Raw genomic sequence first — 25,754 nt, 5'->3', positions numbered from 1 at the left:
CATCGTCGCTAGTCGCTTGGCGCCCGCGGTGCCAGCACCTCTCGGGAGCCATTGGTCCCCATGCTGGAGACCACCCCGGCCATCTCCATGGTTTCTACCAGGCGTGCGGCACGGTTGTAACCGATCTTGAAGCGACGCTGCACCGCCGAGATGGAGGCCCGGCGCGAGTCGGTCACGAACTGCACCGCCTCGTCGTAGAGGGCATCCTGCTCGGCGTCGTCGCCGTCACCGCTGCCCTCGGCCTCCAGACCGGTGAGCGCCTCGGCGGACACCCCGCCGGAGAGTATCTCGTCGATGTACTCCGGCTCGCCGCGGCGCTTCCAGTCCTCCACCACCCGGTGCACCTCGTCGTCGTCAACGAAGGCGCCATGGACGCGGGTCGGCAGGCCGGAGCCCGCGGGCAGGTAGAGCATGTCGCCGTGGCCCAGCAGATTCTCCGCGCCACCCTGGTCGAGGATGGTGCGCGAATCGATCCGCGAGGAAACCTGGAAGGCCATCCGCGTGGGAATGTTGGCCTTGATCAGGCCGGTGACCACGTCCACCGAGGGGCGCTGGGTAGCCAGTATAAGGTGGATGCCGGCGGCCCGGGCCTTCTGGGCCAGGCGGGCGATCAACTCCTCGACCTTCTTTCCGACGATCATGAACATGTCGGCAAATTCGTCGATCACCACCACGATGTAGGGCAGCTTCTCGAGCACCGGCGGGGTCTGGTGCATTTCCCAGGGCTGGGGTTCCCAGAGCGGGTCCGCCACCTGGGCACCGGCCTCCTTCGCCTCGTCAAGCTTGGCGTTGAAGCCGGCGATATTGCGCACCCCCATGGTGGCCATCAGCTTGTAGCGCCGCTCCATCTCGGCCACGCACCAGCGCAGGCCGTTGGCGGCCTCCTTCATGTCGGTGACCACTGGCGCCAGCAGGTGCGGGATGCCGTCGTAGACGGAGAGTTCCAGCATCTTGGGATCGACCATGATCAGCCGCAGCTGCTCGGGGGTGGCCTTGAGCAGCATCGAGATCAGCATGGCGTTGACGCCGACCGACTTGCCCGACCCGGTGGTACCGGCCACCAGCAAGTGGGGCATCTTGCCCAGGTTGGCCACCACCGGGGCGCCGCCGATGTCCTGGCCCAGAGCCAGGGTCAGAGCGGAGTCGGCCTGCTGGTAGCGGTCGGAGTCGATCACTTCGCGCAGGCGAATCATCGCCCGATGGGGGTTGGGAATCTCGATGCCCACCGTGGGCCGCCCGGGGATCACTTCCACCACCCGCACGCTCTTGACCATCAGCGAGCGCGCCAGGTCCTTGGCCAGGTTGCTGATCTTGGAGACCTTCACCCCGGCGGCCGGGCGGATCTCGAAGCGGGTGATCACCGGCCCCGGCCAGGTATCCACCACCTCGGCCTTGACGCCATACTCGCGCAGACGCACCTCGAGGAGTTCTGCCATCTCGGCGAGCTGCTCGCCGGTGTAGTTCTGCTGCTGGGGCTCCGGCGGGGTCAGCAGGCGCAGGCTCGGAAGCTCGCCCTCCGGCTCCGGCATGTCGTCAAGGACCGGACGCTGGTTCTGCAGGTGCTCCACGGTCCACAGGCGCATGCCATCCTCGTCGGCGGCCGCTCGGGCCTGGCCGGCGGTGGCCAGGTGCGGTGCTGCATCGGGGCTCGCCGCCACGCCGAGGTCATCCGTCTCGTCCCCGGGGGCCTCCTCGGGCTCCGGCGGCTGCAGGGCGGCGGTGCGGATCGGGTCGCCAGGCAGCACCGGTCGGGGCGATTCGTCGGCCTCCTCGGCCACCGCGGGGTCATCCCAACCGAGGCGCGGCTCCCCCTCATCGGTGCCCTCCCAGTCGGCCTCCTGGCGCGCCGACAGCTCAGGCTCACGGGGCTCACCCTGGCGACCATTGCCAGCGCCGCTGGCCGCTGACGGATGATCCAGGAGCGGCCCGGCGGCGGGGTCGGGAACGGCAGTCTCGGGCGTCGCGGCCGTGGGCGACTCACCACCGGCTGGCGCCGGCCTGGCCGTGCCGGACGCCTCATGGCGACTGGCACGCACGGAGGGGCCCTGCCAGGCGGTGGCAGGCTCGTCATCCTCGGGGAGCATCGGCTCGGGCACCGTCTCCGCCGCCCTGGGCCTGGGCGCCTGGGCAGTGGGCGCCGGGTTAGCCGCGGGGACCGCGGCCCCCACCGTCTTTGCGGTGTCTGCGCCGGTGCCGCCTACCGGCTGGTGTTCGCTGTAGGCCGCCCCCGGTTGCTTGGCAGAGGGCGTCTTCTCGGGCACTTCCCAGGGAATTTCGGTATCACCATCGTTACCGAAGCCGGGCTCGCGGCGGGCGGACGTCTCCACCTCGAACTCAGTGACCCGTGATTGACCGCCGGGCAGCAGGCGCTGCCACCAGCGGCGGCCAGGAGCCACCCTCTCTTCCGCGAGGCCAGACGCCTCGGCCTTGGGCCTAGTCTCAGTCACAGCGGAATACGTTTCCTTGGCTGGCTTCGCCTTGTCCGGCTGGGCCCGCTCCAGCGCGGGGTCGCGTGAGAAGGCGAAGCGCTCCGCCAGCCAACCCCAGAAGCGCATGGCGCGGTAACCCAGCTCATCCATCACCGAGAGCCAGGAAAGCCCGGTCAGCAGCGGCAAGCCGCAGAGCAGCGCCGACAGCGCCAGCAGGCCGCCCCCCCCGGGACCCACCATGGGTACCAAGGCTCCCACCAACCCCTCACCGAGGATGCCCCCCGAGGAGTAAGGGAGCACCGTCTCCGTGGGGGGACGATAGAAGTGCAGGGCGCCGAGGGTAGTGGTGCCGAGCAGCAGCAGCACCAGGCCGCCGCCACGCACCGCCAGCGCCGTGGCATCCCACTCCAGATGAAACCCCTGGCGGGCCCGCAGCAGGCGCCAGGCGGCGAAGCCCAGCATGGCCGGCCACCACAGGGCACTGACGCCGAACAGCGAATAAAGCACGTCGGATAGCCAGGCGCCCACCGGGCCCATCCAGTTCTCGATGCGGGCCTCCGGGCCGCTGCGCGACCAGCCCGCATCACCGGGATCGAAGCTGAACAGGGCCAGCAGCAGGAACACGCAGGCGGCCAGCAGCATGATGGCCACCCCTTCACGCGCGGAGCCCTGCAGCCTCACGCCGAAACGCCTGGCCGTCTCCCTGGCCTGGGCCGCGCTCACTCGACGCGGCGAGGACTTCTTGTTAACACTCAAGTGGTCATCCTCCTTGCGCCACCGCTGGCGTCTTCCAATTGATTGGCGCCAATCATACCGAGCCGCGCCCGCCCATCACAGTGGCCATGACGTCTTGAGCCCTGGCGAGTCGAGCGGCACACTGGCTCCCCCTCCTTCTGGATGCCCGCCGATGCTGCCGTGGCTGCCCGAGCACCCGATTCAATTCCCGCCCGTGACGGCGGCCCTGCGCGCCCCCGACGGCCTGCTGGCCGCAGGGGGGGAGCTCAGCGCCGATTGGCTGCTGGCCGCCTATCGCCGCGGCATCTTCCCCTGGTACAGCGACGATCAACCGATCCTGTGGTGGAGCCCGAACCCGCGCATGGTGCTGTTCCCCGGGGAGCTCAGGGTGCGTCGTAGCCTGGCCAAGCGGCTGCGCCACGCCGGCTTCACGATCACCGCCAACCGCGCCTTCGACGCCGTGATGACCGCCTGCGCCGAGCCACGGGCCGGCCAACCGGGCACCTGGATCACTGACGAGATGCGCGCGGCCTACGGGCGTCTGCATGCCTTGGGGGCGGCGCACTCGGTGGAGGTGTGGCAGGGGGACGAACTCGCCGGTGGCCTCTACGGCGTGGCGATGGGGCCAGTATTCTTCGGCGAGTCGATGTTCACTCGGGTGCCCGATGCCTCCAAGGTGGCCCTGGTGCATCTGGCCCGGGCCATGGCAGCAGGCGGCGGACGGTTGATCGATTGCCAGATGCATACTGCCCACCTTGCCAGCCTGGGCGCCAGGGATATCGCCCGGGAGACGTTCATCGGCTATCTTGAAGCATGGCTGGGGAAGCCGGCGTCGGAGGACCCCGTCGGCCTGCCCTTCACCCCGGCCTGCTGGTCCTTCGCCGTGCCGGGTGAACCCGGCGAAACCGCCCAGTAACCGCGACCCGGATCCGGAGAGAGCCGCCGTGAGCAGCAACACCCCACGCCAGCCCGTCAGGGATCTACGCTTCTTCCTCACCGTGCCCCACGCCTGCAGTTACCTGGCCGGGCGCGAGGCCACCACCCTGTTTCTCGACCCCCAGGAGTCACCCGGACAGGGCGTGTACGACTCACTGGCGCTGCTCGGTTTCCGGCGCAGCGGACGCCATCTCTACCGGCCCCACTGCGAGGGCTGCAATGCCTGCATCTCGGTTCGCCTGCCGGTCGAGGAGTTCGCCCGGAGCCGCAGCCAGCGTCGGTTGGCCCGGCGCAATGCCGACCTCACCCTGCATCTGCGGCCGGCAATCTTCGACCCCGAGCACTACTCGCTGTACTCCCGCTATATCTGCACCCGCCATGCCGACGGTGACATGTACCCGCCGAGCCACGAGCAGTACCGCACCTTTCTGACCCTCGACCAGGAGTACGCTCGGCTCATGGAGTTTCGCCTGGAGGGTCAACTGGTGGCGGTCGCGGCCTACGACCAGCTCGAGCATGGCCTGTCGGCCATCTACACCTTCTTCGCCCCGGACCCCGAACTGGAACGGCGTTCTCTGGGTACCTTCGCGGTGCTCACCCTGGTCGAGCAGGCGCGTCGGCGCGGCCTCCCCCATGTCTATCTGGGCTACTGGATCAGCGAGTGCCGAAAGATGGCCTACAAGCGTGACTTCCAGCCCCTGGAGATGCTCGACGGCCGCCACTGGCGGCGACTGATCAACTCCTGACAGGCCCTAGCCAGCCACGAGAGGCGCCTTGAAGGCGTCATCCTTTGCCTTGCCGGCCGGCATGCGGCACAATATCGCGCTATTCTTCTAGCAGCTGTCTCATCCATCAGCGAGGAACCGCCTATATGGCACGTGAAGACCATATCGAAATGGAAGGCGTCATCGTCGACACCCTTCCCAACACCACCTTCCGCGTCGAGTTGGAGAACGGCCACGTGGTCACGGCGCACATCTCCGGCAAGATGCGCAAGAACTACATCCGCATCCTGACCGGCGACAAGGTCAAGGTAGAGCTGACGCCCTACGACCTGACCAAGGGTCGCATCGTCTACCGCTCCCGCTGAATCGCGGTCGAGCCTCCCCCCCCCCGCCCGACGCCAGCCGCACAGGACAACGCCCCGTCCGTAGACAGGGCGCTGAGTCGTGCTCGGATGACCGCCGTCAGGGCGCGTCGGCCATCTCCGCCTCGGTTGAGAGATGCAGCTCGCCCTCCTCCACGGTGACATGCACGATACCGCCGTGCTCCGACAGCTCGCCGAACAGGATCATCTCGGCCAGCGGCTTCTTGAGTTTCTCCTGGATCAGGCGCGCCATGGGGCGAGCCCCCATATCGGGGTCGTAGCCCTTCTCGGCCAGCCAGTCCCGGGCCGTCAGGTCCACATCCAGCTGCACCCGCTTCTCGTCCAGTTGCGCCTGCAACTCGACCAGGAACTTGTCCACCACGCTGCGCACCACCGAGGCGGGCAGGGAGTGGAACTGGATGATGCCATCCAGGCGGTTGCGAAACTCGGGCGAGAAAGTCTTGCGAATCACCTCCATGGCATCGGTGGAGTGGTCCTGGTGCTGGAAGCCGATGGAGCGACGCGTGGCCTGCTCGACCCCGGCGTTGGAGGTCATGATCAGGATCACGTGGCGGAAATCCGCCTCCCGGCCATTGTTGTCGGTCAGGCGACCGTGGTCCATGACCTGCAGCAGCAGGTTGAAGACCTCGGGGTGCGCCTTCTCGATCTCGTCGAGCAGCAGCACGCAGTGCGGGTGCTTGGTGATCGCCTCGGTGAGCAGGCCACCCTGGTCGTAGCCGACGTAGCCCGGGGGGGCGCCGATCAGCCGCGACACCGTGTGACGCTCCATGTACTCGGACATGTCGAAGCGCACCAGCTCGATCCCCATGATCATCGACAATTGGCGAGCCACCTCGGTCTTGCCCACCCCGGTGGGGCCGGCAAACAGGAAACTGCCCACCGGCTTGTCCGGCGCCTTGAGCCCGGCCCGCGAGAGCTTGATTGCCGCGGAGAGGCTGTCGATCGCCTCGTCCTGGCCAAACACCAGCATCTTGAGGTCGCGATCGAGGTTCTCGAGCAGCTTGCGGTCGGAACTGGAGACGCTCTTCGGCGGAATGCGCGCGATCGAGGCCACCACCGCCTCAACCTGGGCGGTGTCGATGGTATCGATCCGCACCTCCGGGGGCAGCAAACGCTGATGGGCGCCGGCCTCGTCGATCACGTCGATGGCCTTGTCCGGCAAGTGGCGATCGCTGATGTAGCGATCCGCCAGCCGCGCCGCGCTCTCCAGGGCCGCGTCGGTGTACTTGAGCTGGTGGTGCTCCTCAAAGCGCGAACGCAGCCCCTTGAGGATGCGAATGGTGTCCTCCACCGAGGGTGCCGGCACGTCGACCTTCTGGAAGCGACGCGCCAGGGCGCGGTCCTTCTCGAAGATGCCCCGGTACTCCTGGAAGGTGGTGGAGCCGATGCAGCGCAGCTCGCCGGAGGAGAGCATCGGCTTGAGCAGGTTGGAAGCGTCCATCACCCCGCCCGAGGCGGCACCGGCCCCGATCACGGTATGGATCTCATCGATGAACAGGATGGCATTGGGCTGCTTCCGGAGCTCGGAAAGCAGGCCCTTGAGGCGCTTCTCGAAGTCGCCGCGGTACTTGGTGCCAGCCAGCAGCGCGCCCATATCCAGCGAGTAGACCACGGCGTCGCTGATCACCTCGGGCACATCCTCCTCGACGATGCGCTTGGCCAGCCCCTCGGCGATAGCGGTCTTGCCCACGCCGGCCTCGCCCACCAGCAGCGGGTTGTTCTTGCGCCGCCGGGCGAGTATCTGCACCACCCGCTCGAGTTCCTGCTCGCGACCGATCAACGGGTCGATCTTGCCCATTCGGGCCTGTTCGTTGAGGTTGGTGGCAAAGCCGGTGAGCGGGTTGGACCCGCTCTCGCTGCTGCCCTCCTCGCTCTCCTCGGACTCCGATGAGGCCGCCGACGGGTGATGACCATGCCCGGCCACCTTGGAGATGCCGTGAGCGATGTAATTGACGGCATCCACCCGCGCGACGTTCTGCTGTTTCAGGAAGTAGACCGCCTGGCTCTCCTGCTCGGAGAAGATAGCCACCAGCACATTGGCCCCGGTGACCTCGCTCTTCCCGGAGGACTGCACGTGGAAGACCGCGCGCTGGAGCACGCGCTGAAAGCCCAGGGTCGGCTGGGTCTCGCGGTCGGACTGATCATCGGGAATCAGCGGCGTGGTGGAATTGATGAAGTCCTGAAGATCGGAACGCAGCTTGTCGAGGTTGGCCCCGCAGGCCCGCAGCACATCTGCCGCCGAGGCGTTGTCGAGCAGCGCCAGCAGCAGGTGTTCCACCGTCATGAACTCGTGCCGCTTGGAGCGCGCCACGGTGAACGCCGTGTTCAGGGTCAGTTCAAGTTCTTTGCTCAGCATGGCAGTCCCCTTCTTGCCGCCCAGGGCATCGCGTCGGATCTTTCGTCGTCCGGCATCATCAACATCGGGCACAAACGCCGCCGTTGCAAGCCTTGCTGCCAACGACAGGCCATGTCCACCCGTGGCGACCATGTCCGGGGGTGAGTCAGTCCGCCGCCTCGATGTCCGACAGCAGCGGATGCTGACACTCTCTAGCGTATTGATTGACCTGATGGCTTTTGGTTTCCGCGATATCACGGGTGAAGATGCCGCAGGTCGCCTTGCCCTGCGTATGCACCGTTAACATCACCTGCACCGCGGTCTCGCTGTCCATATGGAAGAAAGTCAGCAAGACCTCCACCACGAACTCCATTGGGGTGAAGTCATCGTTGTGCAACACCACCTTGTACATTGGCGGGCGGGCCTGTTCGGGCTCGGCGCTCTGCACCGACAGGTCGCCCTCCTCCTCGGTACCGGGGGGACGGGTCATTCCGCACCAGTTCTCTCTTTGCCACATAGCGGGAGACTACTCGTTTGACGGGCCGGCCATCGGGCGGGTCAGCTCAATTAGACGTCGACGGGCCGGCTGGGTTCATTACACCCCTTAACGCAAAGACCCCTGCCCGTTATCCAGGCAGGGGCCGACTCACTCGGCTGGCAGTACGACCTTCAACTGCGCCGCGGGAGCTATCAGCCCTTGGCGACCAGCGCCAGGGCGTCGTTCAGGGTCTTGCTCGGGCGCATGACCGCCCGGGCGATCTCGGGGTCGGCATGGTAGTAACCCTTGAGGTCCACCGGCTGGCCCTGGACGCCGTTCAGCTCCTCGAGGATGGTCGACTCCTTGGCCTCCAGCGACTCGGCCAGGCGGCCAAACAGCGACTTGAGCTCGGTGTCCTCGTCCTGGGCAGCCAGCGCCTGGGCCCAGTACAGGGCCAGGTAGAAGTGGCTGCCCCGGTTATCCAGCTCGCCGACCTTGCGTGAGGGCGACTTGTTGCACTCGAGGAACTGGCCGGTGGCCCTGTCCAGCGCGTCCGCCAGCAGCGTCGCCCGGGCATTGCCATGCTGTTTGGCGAGGTGCTCCAGGGAGGCGGTCATGGCCAGGAACTCGCCGAGGCTGTCCCAGCGCAGGTGGTTCTCCTCGAGGAGCTGCTGCACGTGCTTGGGCGCCGAGCCACCGGCCCCGGTCTCGAACATGCCGCCACCGGCCATCAGGGGCACGATGGAGAGCATCTTGGCGCTGGTGCCCAGCTCCATGATCGGGAACAGGTCGGTGAGGTAGTCGCGAAGGATGTTGCCGGTCACCGAGATGGTGTCGAGGCCACGTATCACGCGCTCCAGGGTGTAGCGCATGGCCCGGACCTGGGACATGATCTGGAGGTCGAGACCGGTGGTGTCATGATCCTTGAGGTAGGTCTTTACCTTCTTGATCAGTTCGTTCTCGTGCGGGCGGTAGGGATCGAGCCAGAACACCGCCGGCATGCCGGAATCGCGGCAGCGCTCCACCGCTAGCTTGACCCAGTCGCGGATCGGCGCGTCCTTGACCTGGCACATCCGCCAGATGTCGCCCTGCTCGACGTTCTGGGACAGCAGCACCTCGCCGGTCTCCAGGTCGGTGATGTTGGCGACACCGGCCTCCGGCACCTCGAAGGTCTTGTCATGGGAGCCGTACTCCTCCGCCTTCTGCGCCATCAGGCCGACGTTGGGGACGGTGCCCATGGTGGCCGGATCGAAGGCGCCGTGCCACTTGCAGAAGTTGATCATCTCCTGGTAAATGCGAGCAAAGGTGGACTCCGGAATCACCGCCTTGACGTCCTTGAGGCGGCCGTCCGCGCCGTACATCTTGCCACCGGCGCGGATCATGGCCGGCATCGAGGCGTCCACGATCACATCGCTGGGCGAATGGAAGTTGGTGATGCCCCGCGCCGAATCCACCATGGCCAGCTCCGGGCGCTGGTCGTGGCAGGCGTGCAGGTCGCGGATGATCTCCTCATGCTGGCTCACGGGCAGCGTGGCGATCTTGTCGTAGAGGTTCCCGATCCCGTTGTTGACGTCGACCCCCAACTCTTCGAACAGCGCACCGTGCTTCTCGAAGGCCTCCTTGTAGAAGATCTTCACGCAGTGACCGAACACGATCGGGTGCGAGACCTTCATCATCGTCGCCTTGACGTGCAGGGAGAACATCACGCCGGTCTGGCGAGCGTCCTCGATCTCCCGCTCGTAAAACTCGCATAGCGCCTTCTTGCTCATGAACATGCTGTCGATGATCTCGCCATCGAGCAGCGAGACCTTGGGCTTGAGCACCAGGGCCTGGCCGCTGTTGGTGATCAGCTCCATCTTCACGTCGCGGGCGCGATCCAACGTCATCGACTTCTCGCCATGGTAGAAGTCACCGCCGTGCATGTGTGACACGTGGGTGCGGGAGGCCTGGCTCCACTCCCCCATCTGGTGGGGATACTTGCGGGCGTACTCCTTGACGGCCCGGGGCGCGCGGCGGTCGGAGTTACCCTCGCGCAGCACCGGGTTGACGGAACTGCCCTTGGTCTTGTCGTAACGCGCCTTGATCTCCCGCTCTTCGTCGCTGCTTGGCTCGTCCGGGTAGTCCGGCAACGTGTAGCCCTGCCCCTGCAATTCCTTGATCACCGCCCGCAGCTGAGGCATGGAGGCACTGATATTGGGCAGCTTGATGATATTGGCCTCAGGTGTCTTGGCCAGGGCGCCCAGTTCGGCAAGGTGATCCTCGACGCGCTGCTCGTCGGTAAGGTAATCGGGGAACAGGGAGAGAACACGAGCCGCCAGGGAGATGTCCCGGGTCTCTACCTCGATGCCGGCAGCGTCGGTGAAGGCGTCGATGATCGGCAACAGCGAATGGGTCGCCAGCGCAGGCGCTTCGTCGGTGAACGTGTAGATAATCTTCGGCGTTTTTGACATGTTGGCGTTGATCTCTCTGGTTGCTGCGGTAGCAAGAAACGGGATCGCTAGCGCTCGCTCACTATGACAGGAACGGGGTCCCCACGGTGCTCTCCCCATGTTGTGATCCGGCAGGGACGCGCTCGGCATCGACCCGGTGGCGGAGGTTCGGCAGGCCCCACGTTAAAGACGAGGGCGCTCCCGGCGAGCGGAAACACTATACCAGCCCGCCCGATCTGGCGCATGAGCAATAAGGCTGACGCCCCTCTCCCACTGCCATCGTCCCGCGCTTGCCGGTAAGCTGGCGCCATGAGCATCCTCTACCTGCTGCACAAGCCCTACCGCATGCTGTCCCAATTCACCGACCGCGAGTGCGGTGAGGGAGCGCGCCGTGCCACCCTGGCAGACGTCATCGACGTGTCCGGCATCTACCCGGCGGGCCGGCTCGACCATGACTCCGAGGGGCTCCTGCTGCTCAGCGATGACGGCGGGCTGATCCACCGCATCAGCCACCCGCGCTACAAGCAGCCCAAGACCTACCGGGTGCAGGTGGAGGGGGTACCCGATGATGCCGCCCTGCAGGCGCTGCGCACCGGGGTTGAACTGAAGGACGGCATGACGAAACCCGCCCGAGTGCAGCGCCTCGTGGCGAGCGGCCTGCCCGAACGCGACCCGCCGCTGGACCCGAAACGCCACCCGGTCACCACCTGGCTGGAGCTGACCATCAACGAGGGGCGCAACCGTCAGGTGCGGCGCATGACCGCCCATGTCGGTCATCCCACCCTGCGCCTGGTGCGCGTGGCCATCGGCCCCTGGCGACTCGAGGGCCTGGCCCCGGGCGAGTGGCGCCGCGAGTCCCTGCACGCCCCGGCGCCACGGCGCAAACCCAAGGCCCGAGGAGGCAAGCGATGAGCCGCTGGCAGCCCTTTGTGACCGTCTCCTGCGTGATAGAGCGAGCAGGCGCCTTCCTGATGGTGGAAGAAGACCGCGGCGGCCCTCACACCCTGTTCAACCAGCCCGCCGGCCACCTGGAGCCTGGTGAGCGCATCCGCGACGCCGCCCTGCGCGAGGCGGCCGAGGAGACCGCCTGGCACGTCGGTATCACCGACTACCTGGGGATGTACGTCTATCGGGCCCCGGACGGCAAGACCTTCCACAGCCACGCCTTCTTCGGTATGGCGCTGGCGCATCTTGGCAACGACCTGGATCCGGCCATCCACGCCGTGCATTGGCTGACCCTGGAACAACTGGAGGCCCTGGACCGCGAGGGGCGCCTGAGAAGCCCACTGGTCCTGCGTCGCATCCGCGACGCCCTGGCCGGGCGTTTCTACCCCATGGAAGTGCTTCACGAACGCTAGGCGTCTCGGCGCCCAGCGCCTTCTTCATGTATAATTCGCAACCATTTATGATCTATCCAATCCGAGAGCGCCCATGACCGCCACCCCAGGCAAGGTGATCGTCGGCATGTCCGGCGGCGTCGACTCATCCGTGTCCGCCCTGCTGCTGCTGGAGCAGGGGTATCAGGTCGAAGGCCTGTTCATGAAGAACTGGGACGAGGACGACGGCACCGAGTACTGCACCGCCAAGGCCGACCTGGCCGACGCCGAAGCCGTGTGCGAGAAACTCGGCATCCGGCTGCACACCGCCAACTTCGCCGCGGAGTACTGGGACAACGTCTTCGAGCACTTCCTGGCCGAGTACCGTGTCGGGCGAACGCCGAATCCGGATATCCTCTGCAACCGCGAGATCAAGTTCAAGGTGTTCCTCGAGTACGCCGAGTTGCTCGGCGCCGAGAAGATCGCCACCGGCCACTACGTTCGCCAAGGGCAGGTGCACGGCACGACCGACGGCCTCCTGCGACAGCGGCTGCTCAAGGGCCTGGATGTCAACAAGGATCAGAGCTACTTCCTGCATGCCGTGCCCGAGGCTGCCATCGCCCGCACCCTGTTCCCGGTGGGCGAACTGGAGAAGCCCGAGGTGCGCGCCATCGCAGAGCGACACGACCTGGTCACCGCCCGCAAGAAGGATTCCACCGGCATCTGCTTTATCGGCGAACGTCGCTTCCGCGACTTCCTGCAGCAGTACCTGCCGGCCCAGCCCGGCGTGATCGAGACGTCGGAGGGCGAGGTGATCGGCGAGCACATGGGCCTGATGTACTACACCCTGGGCCAGCGCCAGGGGCTCGGCATCGGCGGATTGGCCAACCACCCCGAGGACCCCTGGTACGTGGCCGCCAAGGATCTCGAACGCAACGTACTGATCGCCGTGCAGGGCAAACACCATCCGCTGCTCTATACGGATTCGCTGGCCACGGAGGCCATGGATTGGGTCGCCGGCGATCCGCCGGCCAGGGAAGCGCGACTCACCGCCAGGACCCGCTATCGCCAGTCCGACGTGCCCTGCCGCATCCACACCCTCGCGGATGGCGGCGTCGAGGTGCTGTTCGATGATCCCCAGCGCGCCGTCACCCCCGGGCAGTCGCTGGTGCTCTACGATGGCGAGATCTGCCTAGGTGGCGGTGTGATCCGCGACGCCTGGAACGCCAAGGAGCGTGCCGCATGACCGCCTCGACGCCGATCCACCGCATCCCCGATGACCCCACCACCCGCCAGGCCCTGGCCCTGGCCGGCGTCTTCCAGTCCGCCAGCCTGGTCGACGAGCTGGCCCGCACCGGTCAGGTCGACCCGCGCGCCTGGGAGACGCTGATCCGTGCCACTCTGGACACCGACCCGGCGAGCTTCGAGGCGATCTATGGCGGCCACCCCAACAACCTGCGCCGCGGCCTCGATGTGCTCGAGGCCCTGGTGGGCCGCAAGCAGGCCAACCCCGGGGTGCTGCGCTACGGATTCTCGCTGCTGCTGCTGATGAACCAACTGCGCACCAACGACGCCATGATGGACGACCTCGGCAATCGACTGGTGCGCATCCAGGGCCAGGCCGAGCACTTCGGCGAAACCCACGAGAACGTCATCGCCAGCCTGGGCGAGGCCTATCAGGAGACGCTCTCGACGCTCAAGACCCGCATCATGGTGCAGGGTGACCCCTCGCTGCTGCAGCAGCGCATGATGCCCGAGCGGGTCCGCGCCATCCTGCTCGGCGGCATCCGTTTCGCCCTTCTCTGGCACCAGCAGGGCGGCCGGCGCTGGAAGCTGGTCATCCAGCGCGGCGCCCTCAAGAAGGCCCTGGATCAGCTGGCCTGATACGCACCCTACTCATTTTTCTTCACCGCTCTCATCGACCCGGAAACCGACCATGCACGCCCTGCCCCTCTCCGCCCTTACCGCCCTCTCCCCCGTCGACGGCCGCTACACCGGCAAGGCTGCCGCCCTGCGCGAACACTTCAGCGAGTTCGGCCTGATCCGCGCCCGCGTGATCGTCGAGATCCGCTGGCTGCAGCGGCTCGCCGAGCTTGCCGGGGTTACCGAGGTGCCGCCCCTCTCCGCCGAGGCCACCGCCTTTCTTGAGGCGCAGATCCGCGATTTTTCTCTTGAGGATGCCGAGCGCATCAAGGAGATCGAGCGCACCACCAACCACGACGTCAAGGCGGTGGAGTACTTCCTCAAGGAGCAGATCGCCGGCCAGCCGGAGCTGCATGCCATCACCGAGTTCGTGCATTTCGCCTGCACCAGCGAGGACATCAACAACCTCTCCCACGGCGTGATGCTCACCGACGGCCTCAGGAGTCTGCTGCCGGTGATGCAGCGGGTGGCCGACGACATCGCCGCCCTGGCCCATGCCCACGCCGCGCTGCCGATGCTCTCGCGCACCCACGGCCAGACGGCGAGCCCTACTACACTAGGCAAGGAGATGGCCAACGTTGCCTATCGCCTGCGCCGCCAACTGAAGCAGATCCAGGGCGTCGAGATCCTCGGCAAGATCAACGGCGCGGTGGGCAACTACAACGCCCACCTGACCACCTATCCGGAGGTGGACTGGGAGGGCAACGCCCGCTCCTTCGTCGAGGGCCTGGGGCTGACCTTCAACCCCTACACCACCCAGATCGAGCCCCACGACTACATCGCCGAGCTGTTCGACGCCATCAGCCGCTTCAACACCATCCTGATCGACTTCGATCGCGACGTGTGGGGCTACATCTCGCTGGGCTACTTCAAGCAGCGGACCGTCGAGGGCGAGATCGGCTCCTCGACCATGCCCCACAAGGTCAACCCCATCGACTTCGAGAATTCCGAGGGCAACCTGGGGCTCGCCAACGCCATCCTCGGCCACCTGGCCCAGAAGCTGCCGATCTCCCGCTGGCAGCGCGATCTCACCGACTCCACGGTGCTGCGTAACCTCGGCGTCGGCCTTGCCTACGGCCTGATCGCCTATGAGGCATCTCTCAAGGGTATCGGCAAGCTCGAGGCTAACCCGGCTCGCATCGCCGAGGACCTGGACGCCAGCTGGGAGGTGCTCGCCGAGCCGATCCAGTCCGTGATGCGCCGCTACGGCATCGAGAAGCCCTACGAGAAGCTCAAGGAACTGACCCGCGGCAAGCGCATCGACCAGGCCGGCTTTGCCGCCTTTATCGATACCCTGGAATTGCCCAATGCCGTCAAGCAGGACTTGAAGGCATTGAGCCCGGCGACCTATATCGGCAACGCCGAAGCCCAGGCGCGCCGGCTGTGAGCATGCCTTCCAACACCCCGCTGCCCATGCTTGGCGGCCTGACCGCCGCCGAGTTCCTGGGCGACTACTGGCAGCAGAAACCGCTGGTCATCCGCGGCGCATTTCCCGACTTCGCATGCCCGCTGGAACCGGACGAGCTGGCGGGGCTCGCCTGCGAGGAGGGCATCGAGGCCCGCCTGGTGGAAGAGCACGGCGCCGAAGGCCCCTGGCAGGTCAGCCACGGCCCCTTCGATGAGCGTACCTTCGCCAGGCTACCCGAACGGGACTGGACCCTGCTGGTCCAGGCCGTGGACCACTATGTGCCCGAGGTGGCCGAGCTGCTCGAGGCCTTCGACTTCCTGCCCCGCTGGCGACTCGACGACATCATGATCAGCTATGCCCCGCCGGGCGGCAGCGTCGGTCCCCATGTGGACCAGTACGACGTCTTCCTGCTTCAGGGGAGTGGCCAGCGCCGCTGGCAGCTGGGCGGCAAGGTCGGCGACGACGCCCCCATCATCGACGGCATCGACCTGCGCATCCTCGAGCGCTTCGAGGTCGAGGATGACGACGACTGGGTGATGGAGCCGGGCGACATGCTCTACCTGCCCCCCGGCTGGGCTCACCACGGCGTCAGCCAGTCAGACGACTGCCTGACCCTGTCGGTGGGCTTCCGTGCCCCCTCCGCCGACGAGGCGATCACCTCCTTTGCCGACTACCTGGGCGAGCAGCTACCGCCCTCGCGGCGCTACGCCGATGCCGGCATGGCACCTCCGGCGGATCCCACCGAACTCGATGACGATGCCGTGGCGCGAATGCGTGGGCTGATCCTCGAGACCCTCGACGACCCCGCCCGGCTGGCCCAATGGTTCGGCCGGGTGATGACCCAGCCCAAATACGTCGACCAGCTGGTGGCAAGCGAGCACCCCACCGACCCTGCCGAGCTTGTGGCGGCCCTGCAGGCCGGTGAGGCGCTGATACGCAGCCCCGGCTCCCGCTTCGCCTGGCGAAGCCTGAACGACGAGCGCACCACGCTGTTCGCGGACGGCGACGGCGCCGACTGCCCGCTGGCACTGGCCCGTGCCCTGGCCGGCGACACACCGCTGGACACGGAACTGCTGAAACACGAGGGCGCTGCCGAACTGCTGGCCGCCCTGCTCGACGCCGGCAGCCTGACCTGGGAGGTTGAGCCCGATGAGTGACCGGCATGTTGCCGGACCCGCCCCGGGCCGCATAGAGGCAGAATAGATGACGAAGAACGCCCTGATCATCCATGAAGGTGGCTGGGAAGCCCTCGGCGAAGCAGCCAGCGAGATCCGCCGGCTCGTCTTCATAGAAGAGCAGCGGGTGCCCCTCGCCGAGGAGTGGGACGGCCGCGACGGCGACAGCCGCCATTTCCTGGCCCTGCTGGACGGCGCCCCGGTGGGTACCGCGCGGCTGCTACCCGACGCCCATATCGGCCGGGTCGCGGTGCTGGCGGAAGCCCGCGAGTCGGGAATAGGCGCGGCGCTGATGGCGGCCGCCATCGAGACGGCCCGCCGCGAGCGCTATCCCGATGTGGAACTGGCCGCCCAGACCCACGCCCTGGCCTTCTACGAGCGCCTGGGCTTCATCGCCTTCGGTAACGAGTTCCTCGACGCCGGTATTCCGCACCGCAATATGCGCCTCGATCTCCGCAAACCCTGACCCCGTCACATCCCCTTCAAACGAAAAATGACTACATGGCCAGGACCTTTACGGCCCTCCCTGTAGTCGAGTTACAACGCCTTCTTCCCCTAAGAGCCCATTGTTGAAGCCCATGGGCATGGGCCATAGTGCTTGCCAGGGCGAAAGACGAAACGACTGTTTGACCCCGGACCCACCCCCGCTTTCATACATTCGTTTCAAATTTGTCAGGGTTCGACCAAGGCCGCAGAGACAAGCCGGCGGCGATGAACGAACCTGAATCCACTTCGCAGGTGCAGCATTAGCCGCTACCGGCAAGCCAATGACCCGATCCGAGGAGAACGGCCCATGTCATACCAGGACGATATCAAGGCACTGACCCAGCTTCGCGAGGCCCAGCGCGGCAAGTGGGCAGCCATCAGCCCCGAGAACGCTGCCCGCATGCGTGCCCAGAACCGTTTCAAGACCGGCCTGGACATCGCCAAGTACACCGCCAAGATCATGCGCGACGACATGGCCGCCTACGACGCCGACACCGCCCAATACACCCAATCCCTGGGCTGCTGGCACGGTTTCATCGGCCAGCAGAAGTTGATCTCCATCAAGAAGCACTTCGGCACCACCCAGCGTCGCTACCTCTACCTCTCCGGCTGGATGGTCGCCGCCCTGCGCTCCGAGTTCGGCCCGCTGCCCGACCAGTCCATGCACGAGAAGACCACCGTGGCCGGCCTGATCGAGGAGCTCTACACCTTCCTGCGCCAGGCTGACGCCTGGGAGCTCAACCACCTGTTCCGCGCCATGGAAGAGGCCAATGAGGCCGGTAACAGCGCCAAGGCGGCCGAGATCGTGAAGCAGATCGATAACCACGAGACCCATGTGGTGCCGATCATCGCCGACATCGACGCCGGTTTCGGCAACGCCGAGGCGACTTACCTGCTGGCCAAGAAGATGATCGAAGCCGGCGCCTGCTGCATCCAGCTCGAGAACCAGGTCTCCGACGAGAAGCAGTGCGGCCACCAGGACGGCAAGGTCACCGTGCCCCACGAGGACTTCCTGGCCAAGATCAACGCCGTGCGCTATGCGTTCCTGGAACTGGGCGTGGATGATGGTGTCATCGTCGCCCGCACCGACTCCCTGGGCGCCGGCCTGACCCAGAAGATCGCCGTGACCAACGAGCCTGGCGACCTGGGCGACCAGTACAACAGCTTCCTCGACGGGGAAGAGATCGACTCCGCCTCCGACATCGACAACGGCGACGTGGTGATCAAGCAGAACGGCAAGCTGGTCAAGGTCAAGCGCCTCGCCTCCGGCCTCTATCAGTTCAAGCCGGGCACCGGCGAGGATCGTGTGATACTGGACTGCATCACCAGCCTGCAGAACGGCGCCGACCTGCTGTGGATCGAGACCGAAAAGCCCCACGTCGGCCAGATCGCCGCCATGGTCAACCGCATTCGCGAGGTCTGCCCGGACGCCAAGCTGGTCTACAACAACTCGCCCTCCTTCAACTGGACCCTCAACTTCCGCCAGCAGGTGTTCGACGCCTGGGAGAAGGAAGGCAAGGACGTGTCGGCCTACGAGCGCGCCAAGCTGATGAGCGCCGAGTACGACGACACCGAGTTGGGTCAACTGGCCGACGAGTGGACCCGCAACTTCCAGCGCGATGGCGCCCGTGAGGCCGGCATCTTCCACCACCTGATCACCCTGCCGACCTACCACACTGCGGCCCTGTCCACCGACAGCCTGGCCAAGGGCTACTTCGGCGACCAGGGCATGCTGGCCTACGTGGAAGGCGTCCAGCGCCGCGAGATCCGCGAGGGCATCGCCACCGTCAAGCACCAGGACATGGCCGGTTCCAACATCGGGGACGACCACAAGGAGTTCTTCCACGGCGAGGCGGCACTCAAGGCCGGTGGCAAGGACAACACCATGAACCAGTTCGGCTGATCCCGCATCGGCTGATCATGGCATTGCGGTAATACTGGAACTTGGGGAGGCTTGCAGCCTCCCCTTTTTTTGTGCGCCTGAGCCTAGTGCGCCGGATCTCTTGTGCATCCAAAAAGAAGGGGCAGCCGTGAGGCTGCCCCTTCTTTTCGTGTCGGCTTGTATTGTCAGCTATCGAGCAAGGCGCTCAGTGCTGATGGCCGCCTTCACCGTGCACGTGGCCGTGCTCGACCTCCTCGTCGCTGGCCTCGCGCACCGAGGCGATCTCGACGGCGAAGTTGAGGGTCTGCCCGGCCAGCGGATGGTTGCCATCGACAGTGACGGTGTCGCCCTCGATCTTGGTCACGGTGACCATCAGCGGACCGCCCTGGGTCTGGGCCTGGAACTGCATGCCTGGCTCGATGCCCTCCACGCCCTGGAAGGCGTCACGGGGGACTTCCTGCACCAGTTGCTCCTGCTTCTCGCCATAGCCTTCGCCCGGCGCGACCACGGCGCTGAGGGAGTCGCCTGCCTGGCGACCTTCCAGTTCCTTCTCGAGGCCCGGGATGATGTTGCCGGCGCCGTGAAGATAGGTCAGCGGCTCACGGCCTTCCGAGCTGTCCAGCACTTCACCTGCATCGTTGGTCAGGGTGTAGTGGAACGCGACAACGGAGTTCTGCGCAATCTGCATTAAAGAACCTTTCGGTGAGTGCATGTCCCGATATGGTAACGCGTGAAATGGGGGGCTGTCAGGGGCATGGGAGATTTTCAGGATCGCAAACCCGATCCTGAAAGGTGTTCACGCCCGGGACTGAAGCGGGGGTATGAGACACAAGGAAGCCGTCAGGGGATGACCTATGGACGGTTGCGCCGGAGTGCGCCCGCGGCTAACCTAGCCGGCGCCCTTTTGATACCCCTCTTCCATTCCTTGCCTGGAGATCTGTACATGACCCAAGTTGTAATCTGGCTGATCGCCTTCGTGGCGATTCTCTTCCTCACCATCAACCGCTGGAATAACGTCAGTCCTGCGCTGGATCGCGCGCTGCCCGACCTGCTCAAGAGCCATGGTGACAACCGGACCCTGTGGGGGCTAGCGATTGCCGTCCTGGGAGCCACCGTACTGGTACGCCCGGTGGACATCCTGCTCACCGTGCTGCTGATCGTGATCATCGGCCTGATCGGCTGGAAGCTTGGCGGCTGGGCGATGAACAAGGTCGACCTCCACTGAGCCCTCGCCGGCTCAGCACCGGCGCCTGAATGCAGCACCTCAACAGCAGAAGGCCCGTGGAGCAATCCGCGAGCTTTCTGCTTTCTGCTTTCAGGTCAGCGCTACCGGTTAGCGTGAGGACTCAGTAGGGCGCCACGGTCACGTTGGCACCGCTGCCGATCAGGCGTACCCGCTGGCCGGTCTGGAAGCGCTGATCGGCCTTCTGCACGACCACCACCCGCTGGCCGTCATCGCGCCGGATCTCCATCTCCAGCGCGTCGACGCGGTTGGCGGCCTCCTCGATGCGCGAACCGCCCACGGCACCACCGATCACGCCGGCGGCGGTGGCCAGGTCGCGGCCGGAGCCGCCGCCTACCTGACGGCCCAGCAGGCCGCCGATGACGGCACCACCGCCGGTGCCGATGATGCCTCCGGCGCGGCTGTCGGCCTGGATCTGCACCACACGAACGGCCTCGATGGTACCGAAGGCGACGGTCTGGGAGGACCCCGCCTGGCTGCCCGTATAGACGTTGCCGCCCATGGGAGCCGTGTTGGCGCAGCCGGCCAGGGACAGGGCGCCGATGGCGAGGATGGGAAGAAGTCGCTTCATGAAAAACCTCCTTAGAAAGCTGGCGGACCGCGCCGGTCGGGAGCAAGCCCCGTAACGGCCCGAGTGGATAGCTAGATTAGTGAACACCGTTTTCGAACTGGATTCAATGCCAACCCTGTCTAATGCTTTGACCCTAGCTGGTTGCCGAAGTGCGGCTCATTCTAGCTCGAAATCGCTCAAGGAATGTGAAAGTCCCCCTCAGGCTGTGCCAGAAGGGCTGGCTCACAGGTAAGAACCAGAAAATGATCCTCCTCGCGTGAGGTTACTACCCCTGGCTCCCTGCCCTGCCGGCGATGTAGTCGGGCTACAGCTGGCGCTTCGTCCAATGGGGCATTCAAGGGCGATCGACAGTCCCTGCAGCATGCGCTGGAAGTCGTCGACACCCTGGATTCCCGTCTGGGCTGCACCCTAAACGAGGCCTGGGCCGTAGTCCGCGCCGGGGAGAACCGCGAGGTGGCCGCCCAGGAGGACTGATCCTGGGTCTGATACGCAAAGAACCCCCAGGCTGCCGATCATACGCCCTCTGCCATCGGCAGGGGGTTGTCATGCCGGCTGTTGGTGCCAGAGCCAGGCGGCTATCCCCAGGGTAATGCCCAGCACCAGCCAGGAGCCCACCGCCACCCCGGGCCAGTCCCCCGCCCGCCAGAACGGCTCGAGCCAGAAGGCGCCAAGGCTCGCGCCGCTGTAGTAGAAGACCAGATAGAGCGCCGAGGCGCTTCCCCTCGCCTTCCCGGCATGGCGCCCCACCCAGCTCGAGGCCATGGCGTGGGCCAGGAAGAAGCCGAAGGCGTTGATGGTCAGGCCGAGCACGATGAGCGTCAATGAGCCCGCCAGGGTCACCAGGGTACCGACCATCAGGATCAGAATACCCAGCATCATGCAGGCGGGCAGCGACAGGCGCCGCGCCAGCCGGCCCGAGAGCGACGAGCCCAGGGTGCCACCCAGGTAAGTCAGGAAGACCAACCCCAGCACGCTCGGCCCCAGCTCGAAGGGCGCCTCGGCCAGGCGAAAGGTCAGATAGCTGTACTGGTTGATGAAGATAAGGAAGTTGAGTCCGCCCAGCAGGTAGGCGGCCAGCAGTAGCGGGTTGCGCAGGTGCCCGGCAAGGTCGTCCAGTGCACCTCGCAGTTCGAAGGGACGCGGGGTGAAGCCTCTGGACGCCGGCAGCAGCTTCCAGAACACGGCCAGCCCGGCCAGGGTGATCGTCCCGACCGCCAGGAAGCTGGCCGAACTCCCTGCCGCCTCACCCACGACCCCGCCTACCAGGCGGCCACTGATGCCGCCCAGGGTGTTGGCGCCGATGTAGAGTCCGACCGCCGGGAGCATCGCCGAAGGCTCGAACTCATCCCCCATCCAGGCGATGGCCACCGCAGGCAGCCCCCCCAGCACGAAGCCCTGCAGCCCCCGCAGCACCAGCAAGGCCTCAAAGCTGGGCGCCAGCGCCAGGCCCAGCGAAAGCGCGCCGGCCGCCAGCAGCGTCAGGCGCATGATGGCCGCGCGACCGATGGCATCCGATAGCGGCCCGAAGATCAGCAGCGAGGCCGCCAGGGCCAGGGTCGCCACCGACATCACCAGCCCCACCGCCAGGGTGGAGATACCGTAGGCCTCGCGCAGTTCGGGCAGCAGCGGCTGGGGAGCGTATAGGTTGATGAACACCAGGAAGGAGCCCAGGCTGAGCGCCAGGGTTGCGCGCCACCAGGCGCGGGTTCGGGTCTGGATCATGCGATCGGCGCTCGCGATCTGGAGAGCGGCGCAACTCAGCCCTGTCCGCTGACCTGCGCGCGCTGGGCCAGGTGGGTGGGTTCCAGGGTGCGACGCGCCTGCCAGTAGTGGCGCTGCCAGTAACGATTGTCGAGCCGGGAGATCATCACTCCGCGGGAGCTGGAGGCGTGCAGGAAGCGCCCCTCCCCCAGGTAGATGCCGACGTGGTCGTAGCGGCCGGGCGGGCGAAAGAAGACCAGGTCGCCGGGCACAAGCTCGCCACGCGACACCGGCTGGCCCTGGTGGACCTGTTCGCCGGTGGTGCGGGGCAGCGAGAGGCGGAAGGTTTCCTCGAAAACATTCTGCACCAGGGCCGAACAGTCGACCCCCTGGAAAGAGGTGCCACCGATGCGATAGGGGGTGCCCACCCAGCGCTCATGCTGGGCCAGCAGGGCCTGCTGTATCAGCGCAGGGGGCGGGTTGCCCAGGCTGCGCGCCTCGAGAATAGGGTTATCCACCGGCGACATGGCCGCTCCCCAGTCGCCGGATAACCCGGGCAGCTGGCGGGCAAAGTAAGACTCATCCGCGTCGCGAGGAGCGGAGGCACAGCCGGCAAGCACGGCCAGCGACAGGACAACACCCAGGGCGCGGCACGACGATGTGTCAACCATTCCAGCGGTGACCTCTCTCCGGAGCCGCGCCCCGGCCGCGCGCAAACACTACGCCAGGCGTCGGGGGGAGTCATCGCTGTGGCAGTGGTGCCGGCAACCGGTATCACTGCCATAGCGGCCTGTCGGCGGCTCGCTGTGGCACATGGCTCCCGACAGGTGGAGCCTCGTTTAGACAAACCGACTATAAACCAGCCCCGGGCGGGTGGCGAGCCCTGCAGCAAGCCTCAGTGCAGGCTGCGTGAATCTCCCGGCAGGGTGTCGACATGCATCGGCGCCCAGTGGCGGAGGCGTGCCCCGGGAAACTCCAGGCTCGCCCAGGGGCCCGCCAGGGGCGGGGCGGCGGTCAGCCAGGCGACCAGGGCCTGGCGAAAGCCGGCGAGAAAGCTCTCCCTCTCCGGGGTCTCACCCATGAAGAAGGAGAAACCGGCATAGAGCCCTCGGGCATAGGCCTCCCACCCCGAGTAGTGAGTCGCCGCCAGGCCATGGGCGCGCTCCAGCACCGACACGAAGGCGCCCTCCTCCAACCAGCCGAGCTGGCGAGCGGCGATGGCCAGGTCCACCACCTGGGCCAGGTCCCAGGCAGCCATGTCGGTCTCGTTGCAGCCGTCCTCGTTGTCCCGCACCCGCTGCAGGCGCAGCAGGTGAGTGCGTTCCTCATCGCTGCACTCGCCGGACTCCAGGGTGGCGATCTCGGAGCCGAGCCGGGCGGCGTTGAGGGTATAGGGCGCGTAGTTGATCAGGTACTCCTGACGGTCGCCGGACTCGAGCAGGAACTCCAGGAACTCGCCCAGTTCCTCGGCCCCCTGGAGGCCGTAGTGGCCGTCGACCCACTCGCGAATCGACCCGCACTCACGTTCGCTCTCCGGGTGGGGCAGGCTCCAGGCCGCGCTGTTGAGCGGCCCGACCAGCGCCATGGAAGTGAACACGCTGAGGCTGGGCCGGGGGCCCGGCTCCTGCCATTCGCCCGCACGCCAGTCGAGCCAGTGGAGCAGGCTGCCGGGGTCCTCCTGGTGCCAGCGGATCTCGAGGGCCAGGGAGGGCTGGTCCTCCTCCGGCAGCAGCCCCTCCCAGTTCGCCCAGGCCTCCATCAGGCGGCGGGCGTCCGGATAGAAGCGGCACAGGGAGGCGCGCAGGGCATCGGCCAGGGACGCCAGGCCCTCGGCGTCGAACCTCTCGCTATCCATGGCCATCTGCAGATAAAAGGCATACTTCTCGGCCATGTGGATGGTGGCCGCATGGCGGCTGCCGCGACGCAGGGCATCGCGCTGGACCAACCCTTCGGGGTCGGCGTGGCCAAAGGAGGTTTCCATCGGCGGCAAGGCGCCATGGGCGGCATCCGCGGCCAGCTGGTTAAGATGGTGAGCCTGGGCCGGCAGCCAGTAGCGCGTGAGCGCCTCGACCCCCTCGTCGGGGTGCAGGTCGAGGGTCTCGGCCAGGTACTGGCGAGCATCGTCGCGGCGCGCCTCGGATACCGGCCCCGCGGGTCCCTGGCGCGCCGCCAATTCGGGCTCACGCACCGCGGCCAGCGCCAGAACCCAGTGCCGGGGGTCGGACCGCCAGGCCCGTACGGCCCGCTGGGAGCGCTCCAGCAGGTCTTGCCCCACCAGCCCCTGCAGCGCCGGACGCCAGGGGCTGACCGGGGACTGGCGCAGCAGCCTCCAGTCGGCCTCTAAGGCGGGCAGCAGATTGCGTCCCTCGAAGAGACTCCTGCCACGCTGATAGGCTCGAGCCAGGGCCGACCAGTCGCTGTAGCGATGCAACACCAGATCGGCGCCGTGCAGGGCAAAATCGGTGGCCTCGCGGCCGCTGAGCCAGCCCAGGCAGGCCCCGGCCCAGGCCAGGTCGACCAGCCGCAGCCAGTCCCAGGCGGCCCACTCCAGCGGCTCGCCGTGCTCCACGAACTCGAGCAGCACCCGGCCATAGCGCTGCTCGTCCTCCTCGAGCTTGTAAAGCCAGGCGTACCGGCTCGCCGGGTCGCTCTCCAGCAACCGCGTGGCGTCCAGGTCCCAGCCCTGGCGATCCCCCTGGGCGCCCAGCCACAGCAGGGCGCGCACCAGGTCATCGCGCCCCTGGATCTGCCAGGCGTCGACCAGCCACTCGGCCAGACCCGACCAGTCCTCCTCGCCGGCAGGCACCCTCATCACCGGCGCGAAGCCGGCACGCAGCCGCCACACCTGCGCCGCCGCCTCGGCAGGCCACAGTGGCGGCAGGGCGTCATGGATCGCCAGCCATTCGCCGAGGTGCTCCCAGGTGATGCCGTCGCCCTCATGCTCGAGGGCGGCCAATGCCTCGCAGGCCTCGGCAAAGCCGTCATCGCCACGCACCCAGCCCTCGGCGCTGCGCGCCCGGCGCAGTGCCGCCAGCCAGGCATCCAGGTCGCGGTGATGGGCGCTGATCTCGGCGGCCAGGTGGTGGGCCCAAGCCCGGCTAGTGGCCTCGTCGAGCCAGCCGGCGGCACCGGCCAGGGCCACCAGTTCCAGGGCCGCCAGCAGGCGGGCAGGATCGGCCATGCTGCCCCCCGCACCGAAGGACTCCACCAGACGCCAGCCAAGCTCGCCACGGTCCGCCACGCCCAGCCCCTGCAGGCGCTCCAGGGCGGCCTGCGGCTCTACGCTCAGCGGGTCGGGGTCGAAGGCCCAGTCACACAGCACCAGCTGCTGGGCCCACCAGGCATTCAGCGGATCGATCAAGGCTCACCTCGGCATAGTCGGGAAGGACGGCAGCGGTCGCAGGCGATTTCGGCACCCTCTTGCCAAGCGCCCCGCTTTTTCAGGCGAAACAGTGTAGCGGAAAGCGCCGCCGCCGCCGATGGGTCTCGCCTCTCCTTTTGGCTCGAAGCCCGGACTTGCCGGTGCCTCGCCAAGGCTTGGCGAAACGTTTCAAATAATGCACACTGCGTAAAATATGATGACACCCTCCATGGAGGCA

Annotated in this window: 21 protein-coding genes; 12 read left to right on the top strand and 9 right to left on the bottom strand. The window is 66.6% G+C overall.

Features of this window, described 5'->3' with window-relative positions:
* Positions 1–8: 8 nt before the first annotated feature.
* On the bottom strand, positions 9–3,185 hold the full coding sequence (locus ACR80S_RS07550; protein WP_435402931.1) for a DNA translocase FtsK: 3,177 nt from the start codon (positions 3,183–3,185) through the stop codon (positions 9–11).
* Positions 3,186–3,336: 151 nt separating this feature from the next.
* On the opposite strand from ACR80S_RS07550, the gene aat reads away from it, so the two are divergent.
* From aat to infA, 3 genes are all read left to right on the top strand, one after another.
* A complete protein-coding gene (gene aat, locus ACR80S_RS07545; protein ID WP_435402930.1) occupies positions 3,337–4,080 on the top strand; it encodes a leucyl/phenylalanyl-tRNA--protein transferase in 744 nt (247 codons plus the stop codon).
* 28 nt (positions 4,081–4,108) lie between these two features.
* A complete protein-coding gene (locus ACR80S_RS07540) occupies positions 4,109–4,846 on the top strand; it encodes an arginyltransferase (protein WP_435402929.1) in 738 nt (245 codons plus the stop codon).
* Positions 4,847–4,971: 125 nt separating this feature from the next.
* Positions 4,972–5,190 (top strand): translation initiation factor IF-1, encoded by a 219-nt coding sequence (gene infA, locus ACR80S_RS07535; RefSeq protein ID WP_027961652.1) that lies wholly within the window; start codon positions 4,972–4,974, stop codon positions 5,188–5,190.
* Between the two features lie 97 nt (positions 5,191–5,287).
* On the opposite strand, the gene clpA is transcribed toward infA, so the two are convergent.
* From clpA to ACR80S_RS07520, 3 genes are all read right to left on the bottom strand, one after another.
* Positions 5,288–7,564, bottom strand: a complete 2,277-nt coding sequence (gene clpA / locus ACR80S_RS07530; RefSeq protein WP_435400000.1) for an ATP-dependent Clp protease ATP-binding subunit ClpA — start codon at positions 7,562–7,564, stop codon at positions 5,288–5,290.
* 145 nt (positions 7,565–7,709) lie between these two features.
* The gene (gene clpS, locus ACR80S_RS07525) at positions 7,710–8,033 is read right to left on the bottom strand and encodes an ATP-dependent Clp protease adapter ClpS (protein ID WP_435400001.1); all 324 of its coding nucleotides are present in this window, start codon (positions 8,031–8,033) and stop codon (positions 7,710–7,712) included.
* Between the two features lie 200 nt (positions 8,034–8,233).
* The gene (locus ACR80S_RS07520; protein ID WP_435402928.1) at positions 8,234–10,471 is read right to left on the bottom strand and encodes an NADP-dependent isocitrate dehydrogenase; all 2,238 of its coding nucleotides are present in this window, start codon (positions 10,469–10,471) and stop codon (positions 8,234–8,236) included.
* A gap of 288 nt (positions 10,472–10,759) precedes the next feature.
* Between ACR80S_RS07520 and ACR80S_RS07515 the strand changes: the two genes are divergently transcribed.
* The 8 genes from ACR80S_RS07515 to ACR80S_RS07480 all read left to right on the top strand — a co-directional run bounded on the left by ACR80S_RS07515 (position 10,760) and on the right by ACR80S_RS07480 (position 18,661).
* On the top strand, positions 10,760–11,362 hold the full coding sequence (locus tag ACR80S_RS07515) for a pseudouridine synthase (protein WP_435402927.1): 603 nt from the start codon (positions 10,760–10,762) through the stop codon (positions 11,360–11,362).
* Positions 11,359–11,808: an NUDIX domain-containing protein gene (locus ACR80S_RS07510; RefSeq protein WP_435402926.1), complete on the top strand. Its 450-nt coding sequence runs from the start codon at positions 11,359–11,361 to the stop codon at positions 11,806–11,808. The genes ACR80S_RS07515 and ACR80S_RS07510 overlap by 4 nt, the downstream gene beginning before the upstream one ends.
* A 73-nt stretch (positions 11,809–11,881) precedes the next feature.
* Positions 11,882–13,012: a tRNA 2-thiouridine(34) synthase MnmA gene (gene mnmA / locus ACR80S_RS07505; protein WP_435402925.1), complete on the top strand. Its 1,131-nt coding sequence runs from the start codon at positions 11,882–11,884 to the stop codon at positions 13,010–13,012.
* Entirely contained in the window at positions 13,009–13,650 is a 642-nt protein-coding gene (gene hflD, locus ACR80S_RS07500; RefSeq protein ID WP_435400006.1) for a high frequency lysogenization protein HflD, read from the top strand. The genes mnmA and hflD overlap by 4 nt, the downstream gene beginning before the upstream one ends.
* 61 nt (positions 13,651–13,711) lie before the next feature.
* The gene (purB, locus tag ACR80S_RS07495; RefSeq protein WP_435403022.1) at positions 13,712–15,076 is read left to right on the top strand and encodes an adenylosuccinate lyase; all 1,365 of its coding nucleotides are present in this window, start codon (positions 13,712–13,714) and stop codon (positions 15,074–15,076) included.
* Between the two features lie 2 nt (positions 15,077–15,078).
* Positions 15,079–16,254, top strand: a complete 1,176-nt coding sequence (locus ACR80S_RS07490) for a JmjC domain-containing protein (protein WP_435400102.1) — start codon at positions 15,079–15,081, stop codon at positions 16,252–16,254.
* Positions 16,255–16,300: 46 nt separating this feature from the next.
* Positions 16,301–16,738, top strand: coding sequence for a GNAT family N-acetyltransferase (locus tag ACR80S_RS07485; RefSeq protein WP_435402924.1), 438 nt, complete (start codon positions 16,301–16,303; stop codon positions 16,736–16,738).
* Between the two features lie 327 nt (positions 16,739–17,065).
* Entirely contained in the window at positions 17,066–18,661 is a 1,596-nt protein-coding gene (locus ACR80S_RS07480; RefSeq protein WP_435400008.1) for an isocitrate lyase, read from the top strand.
* 184 nt (positions 18,662–18,845) lie between these two features.
* Here ACR80S_RS07480 and ACR80S_RS07475 read toward each other — a convergent pair whose 3' ends face one another.
* Positions 18,846–19,328: an FKBP-type peptidyl-prolyl cis-trans isomerase gene (locus ACR80S_RS07475; protein ID WP_435400009.1), complete on the bottom strand. Its 483-nt coding sequence runs from the start codon at positions 19,326–19,328 to the stop codon at positions 18,846–18,848.
* Positions 19,329–19,583: 255 nt separating this feature from the next.
* Between ACR80S_RS07475 and ACR80S_RS07470 the strand changes: the two genes are divergently transcribed.
* Complete coding sequence (locus ACR80S_RS07470) at positions 19,584–19,865, top strand: hypothetical protein (RefSeq protein WP_435400010.1); 282 nt, start codon at positions 19,584–19,586, stop codon at positions 19,863–19,865.
* A gap of 121 nt (positions 19,866–19,986) precedes the next feature.
* On the opposite strand, the gene ACR80S_RS07465 is transcribed toward ACR80S_RS07470, so the two are convergent.
* The 4 genes from ACR80S_RS07465 to ACR80S_RS07450 all read right to left on the bottom strand — a co-directional run bounded on the left by ACR80S_RS07465 (position 19,987) and on the right by ACR80S_RS07450 (position 25,516).
* Positions 19,987–20,454, bottom strand: coding sequence for an outer membrane lipoprotein (locus tag ACR80S_RS07465; RefSeq protein WP_435400011.1), 468 nt, complete (start codon positions 20,452–20,454; stop codon positions 19,987–19,989).
* Positions 20,455–20,997: 543 nt separating this feature from the next.
* Positions 20,998–22,176, bottom strand: a complete 1,179-nt coding sequence (locus ACR80S_RS07460) for an MFS transporter (RefSeq protein ID WP_435400012.1) — start codon at positions 22,174–22,176, stop codon at positions 20,998–21,000.
* Positions 22,177–22,211: 35 nt separating this feature from the next.
* Positions 22,212–22,826, bottom strand: a complete 615-nt coding sequence (locus ACR80S_RS07455) for a C40 family peptidase (RefSeq protein WP_435400013.1) — start codon at positions 22,824–22,826, stop codon at positions 22,212–22,214.
* Positions 22,827–23,050: 224 nt separating this feature from the next.
* On the bottom strand, positions 23,051–25,516 hold the full coding sequence (locus ACR80S_RS07450) for a DUF1266 domain-containing protein (RefSeq protein ID WP_435402923.1): 2,466 nt from the start codon (positions 25,514–25,516) through the stop codon (positions 23,051–23,053).
* Between the last annotated feature and the right edge of the window lie 238 nt (positions 25,517–25,754).

This window comes from Halomonas salsilacus (genome assembly GCF_051216275.1).
Taxonomy (GTDB): Bacteria; Pseudomonadota; Gammaproteobacteria; order Pseudomonadales; family Halomonadaceae; genus Halomonas.
Note: the sequence above shows the minus strand (reverse complement) of the source record. Positions and strands in the feature narration are given on the sequence as shown.

Bases quoted from the DNA above. Each gene is read 5' to 3' on its own strand.
- aat (WP_435402930.1), top strand. From the start codon at position 3,337: ATGCTGCCGTGGCTGCCCGAGCACCCGATTCAATTCCCGCCCGTGACG.
- infA (WP_027961652.1), top strand. From the start codon at position 4,972: ATGGCACGTGAAGACCATATCGAAATGGAAGGCGTCATCGTCGACACC.
- clpA (WP_435400000.1), bottom strand. From the start codon at position 7,564: ATGCTGAGCAAAGAACTTGAACTGACCCTGAACACGGCGTTCACCGTG.
- clpS (WP_435400001.1), bottom strand. From the start codon at position 8,033: ATGACCCGTCCCCCCGGTACCGAGGAGGAGGGCGACCTGTCGGTGCAG.
- ACR80S_RS07520 (WP_435402928.1), bottom strand. From the start codon at position 10,471: ATGTCAAAAACGCCGAAGATTATCTACACGTTCACCGACGAAGCGCCT.
- ACR80S_RS07515 (WP_435402927.1), top strand. From the start codon at position 10,760: ATGAGCATCCTCTACCTGCTGCACAAGCCCTACCGCATGCTGTCCCAA.
- ACR80S_RS07510 (WP_435402926.1), top strand. From the start codon at position 11,359: ATGAGCCGCTGGCAGCCCTTTGTGACCGTCTCCTGCGTGATAGAGCGA.
- mnmA (WP_435402925.1), top strand. From the start codon at position 11,882: ATGACCGCCACCCCAGGCAAGGTGATCGTCGGCATGTCCGGCGGCGTC.
- hflD (WP_435400006.1), top strand. From the start codon at position 13,009: ATGACCGCCTCGACGCCGATCCACCGCATCCCCGATGACCCCACCACC.
- ACR80S_RS07490 (WP_435400102.1), top strand. From the start codon at position 15,079: ATGCCTTCCAACACCCCGCTGCCCATGCTTGGCGGCCTGACCGCCGCC.
- ACR80S_RS07485 (WP_435402924.1), top strand. From the start codon at position 16,301: ATGACGAAGAACGCCCTGATCATCCATGAAGGTGGCTGGGAAGCCCTC.
- ACR80S_RS07480 (WP_435400008.1), top strand. From the start codon at position 17,066: ATGTCATACCAGGACGATATCAAGGCACTGACCCAGCTTCGCGAGGCC.
- ACR80S_RS07475 (WP_435400009.1), bottom strand. From the start codon at position 19,328: ATGCAGATTGCGCAGAACTCCGTTGTCGCGTTCCACTACACCCTGACC.
- ACR80S_RS07470 (WP_435400010.1), top strand. From the start codon at position 19,584: ATGACCCAAGTTGTAATCTGGCTGATCGCCTTCGTGGCGATTCTCTTC.
- ACR80S_RS07465 (WP_435400011.1), bottom strand. From the start codon at position 20,454: ATGAAGCGACTTCTTCCCATCCTCGCCATCGGCGCCCTGTCCCTGGCC.
- ACR80S_RS07460 (WP_435400012.1), bottom strand. From the start codon at position 22,176: ATGATCCAGACCCGAACCCGCGCCTGGTGGCGCGCAACCCTGGCGCTC.
- ACR80S_RS07455 (WP_435400013.1), bottom strand. From the start codon at position 22,826: ATGGTTGACACATCGTCGTGCCGCGCCCTGGGTGTTGTCCTGTCGCTG.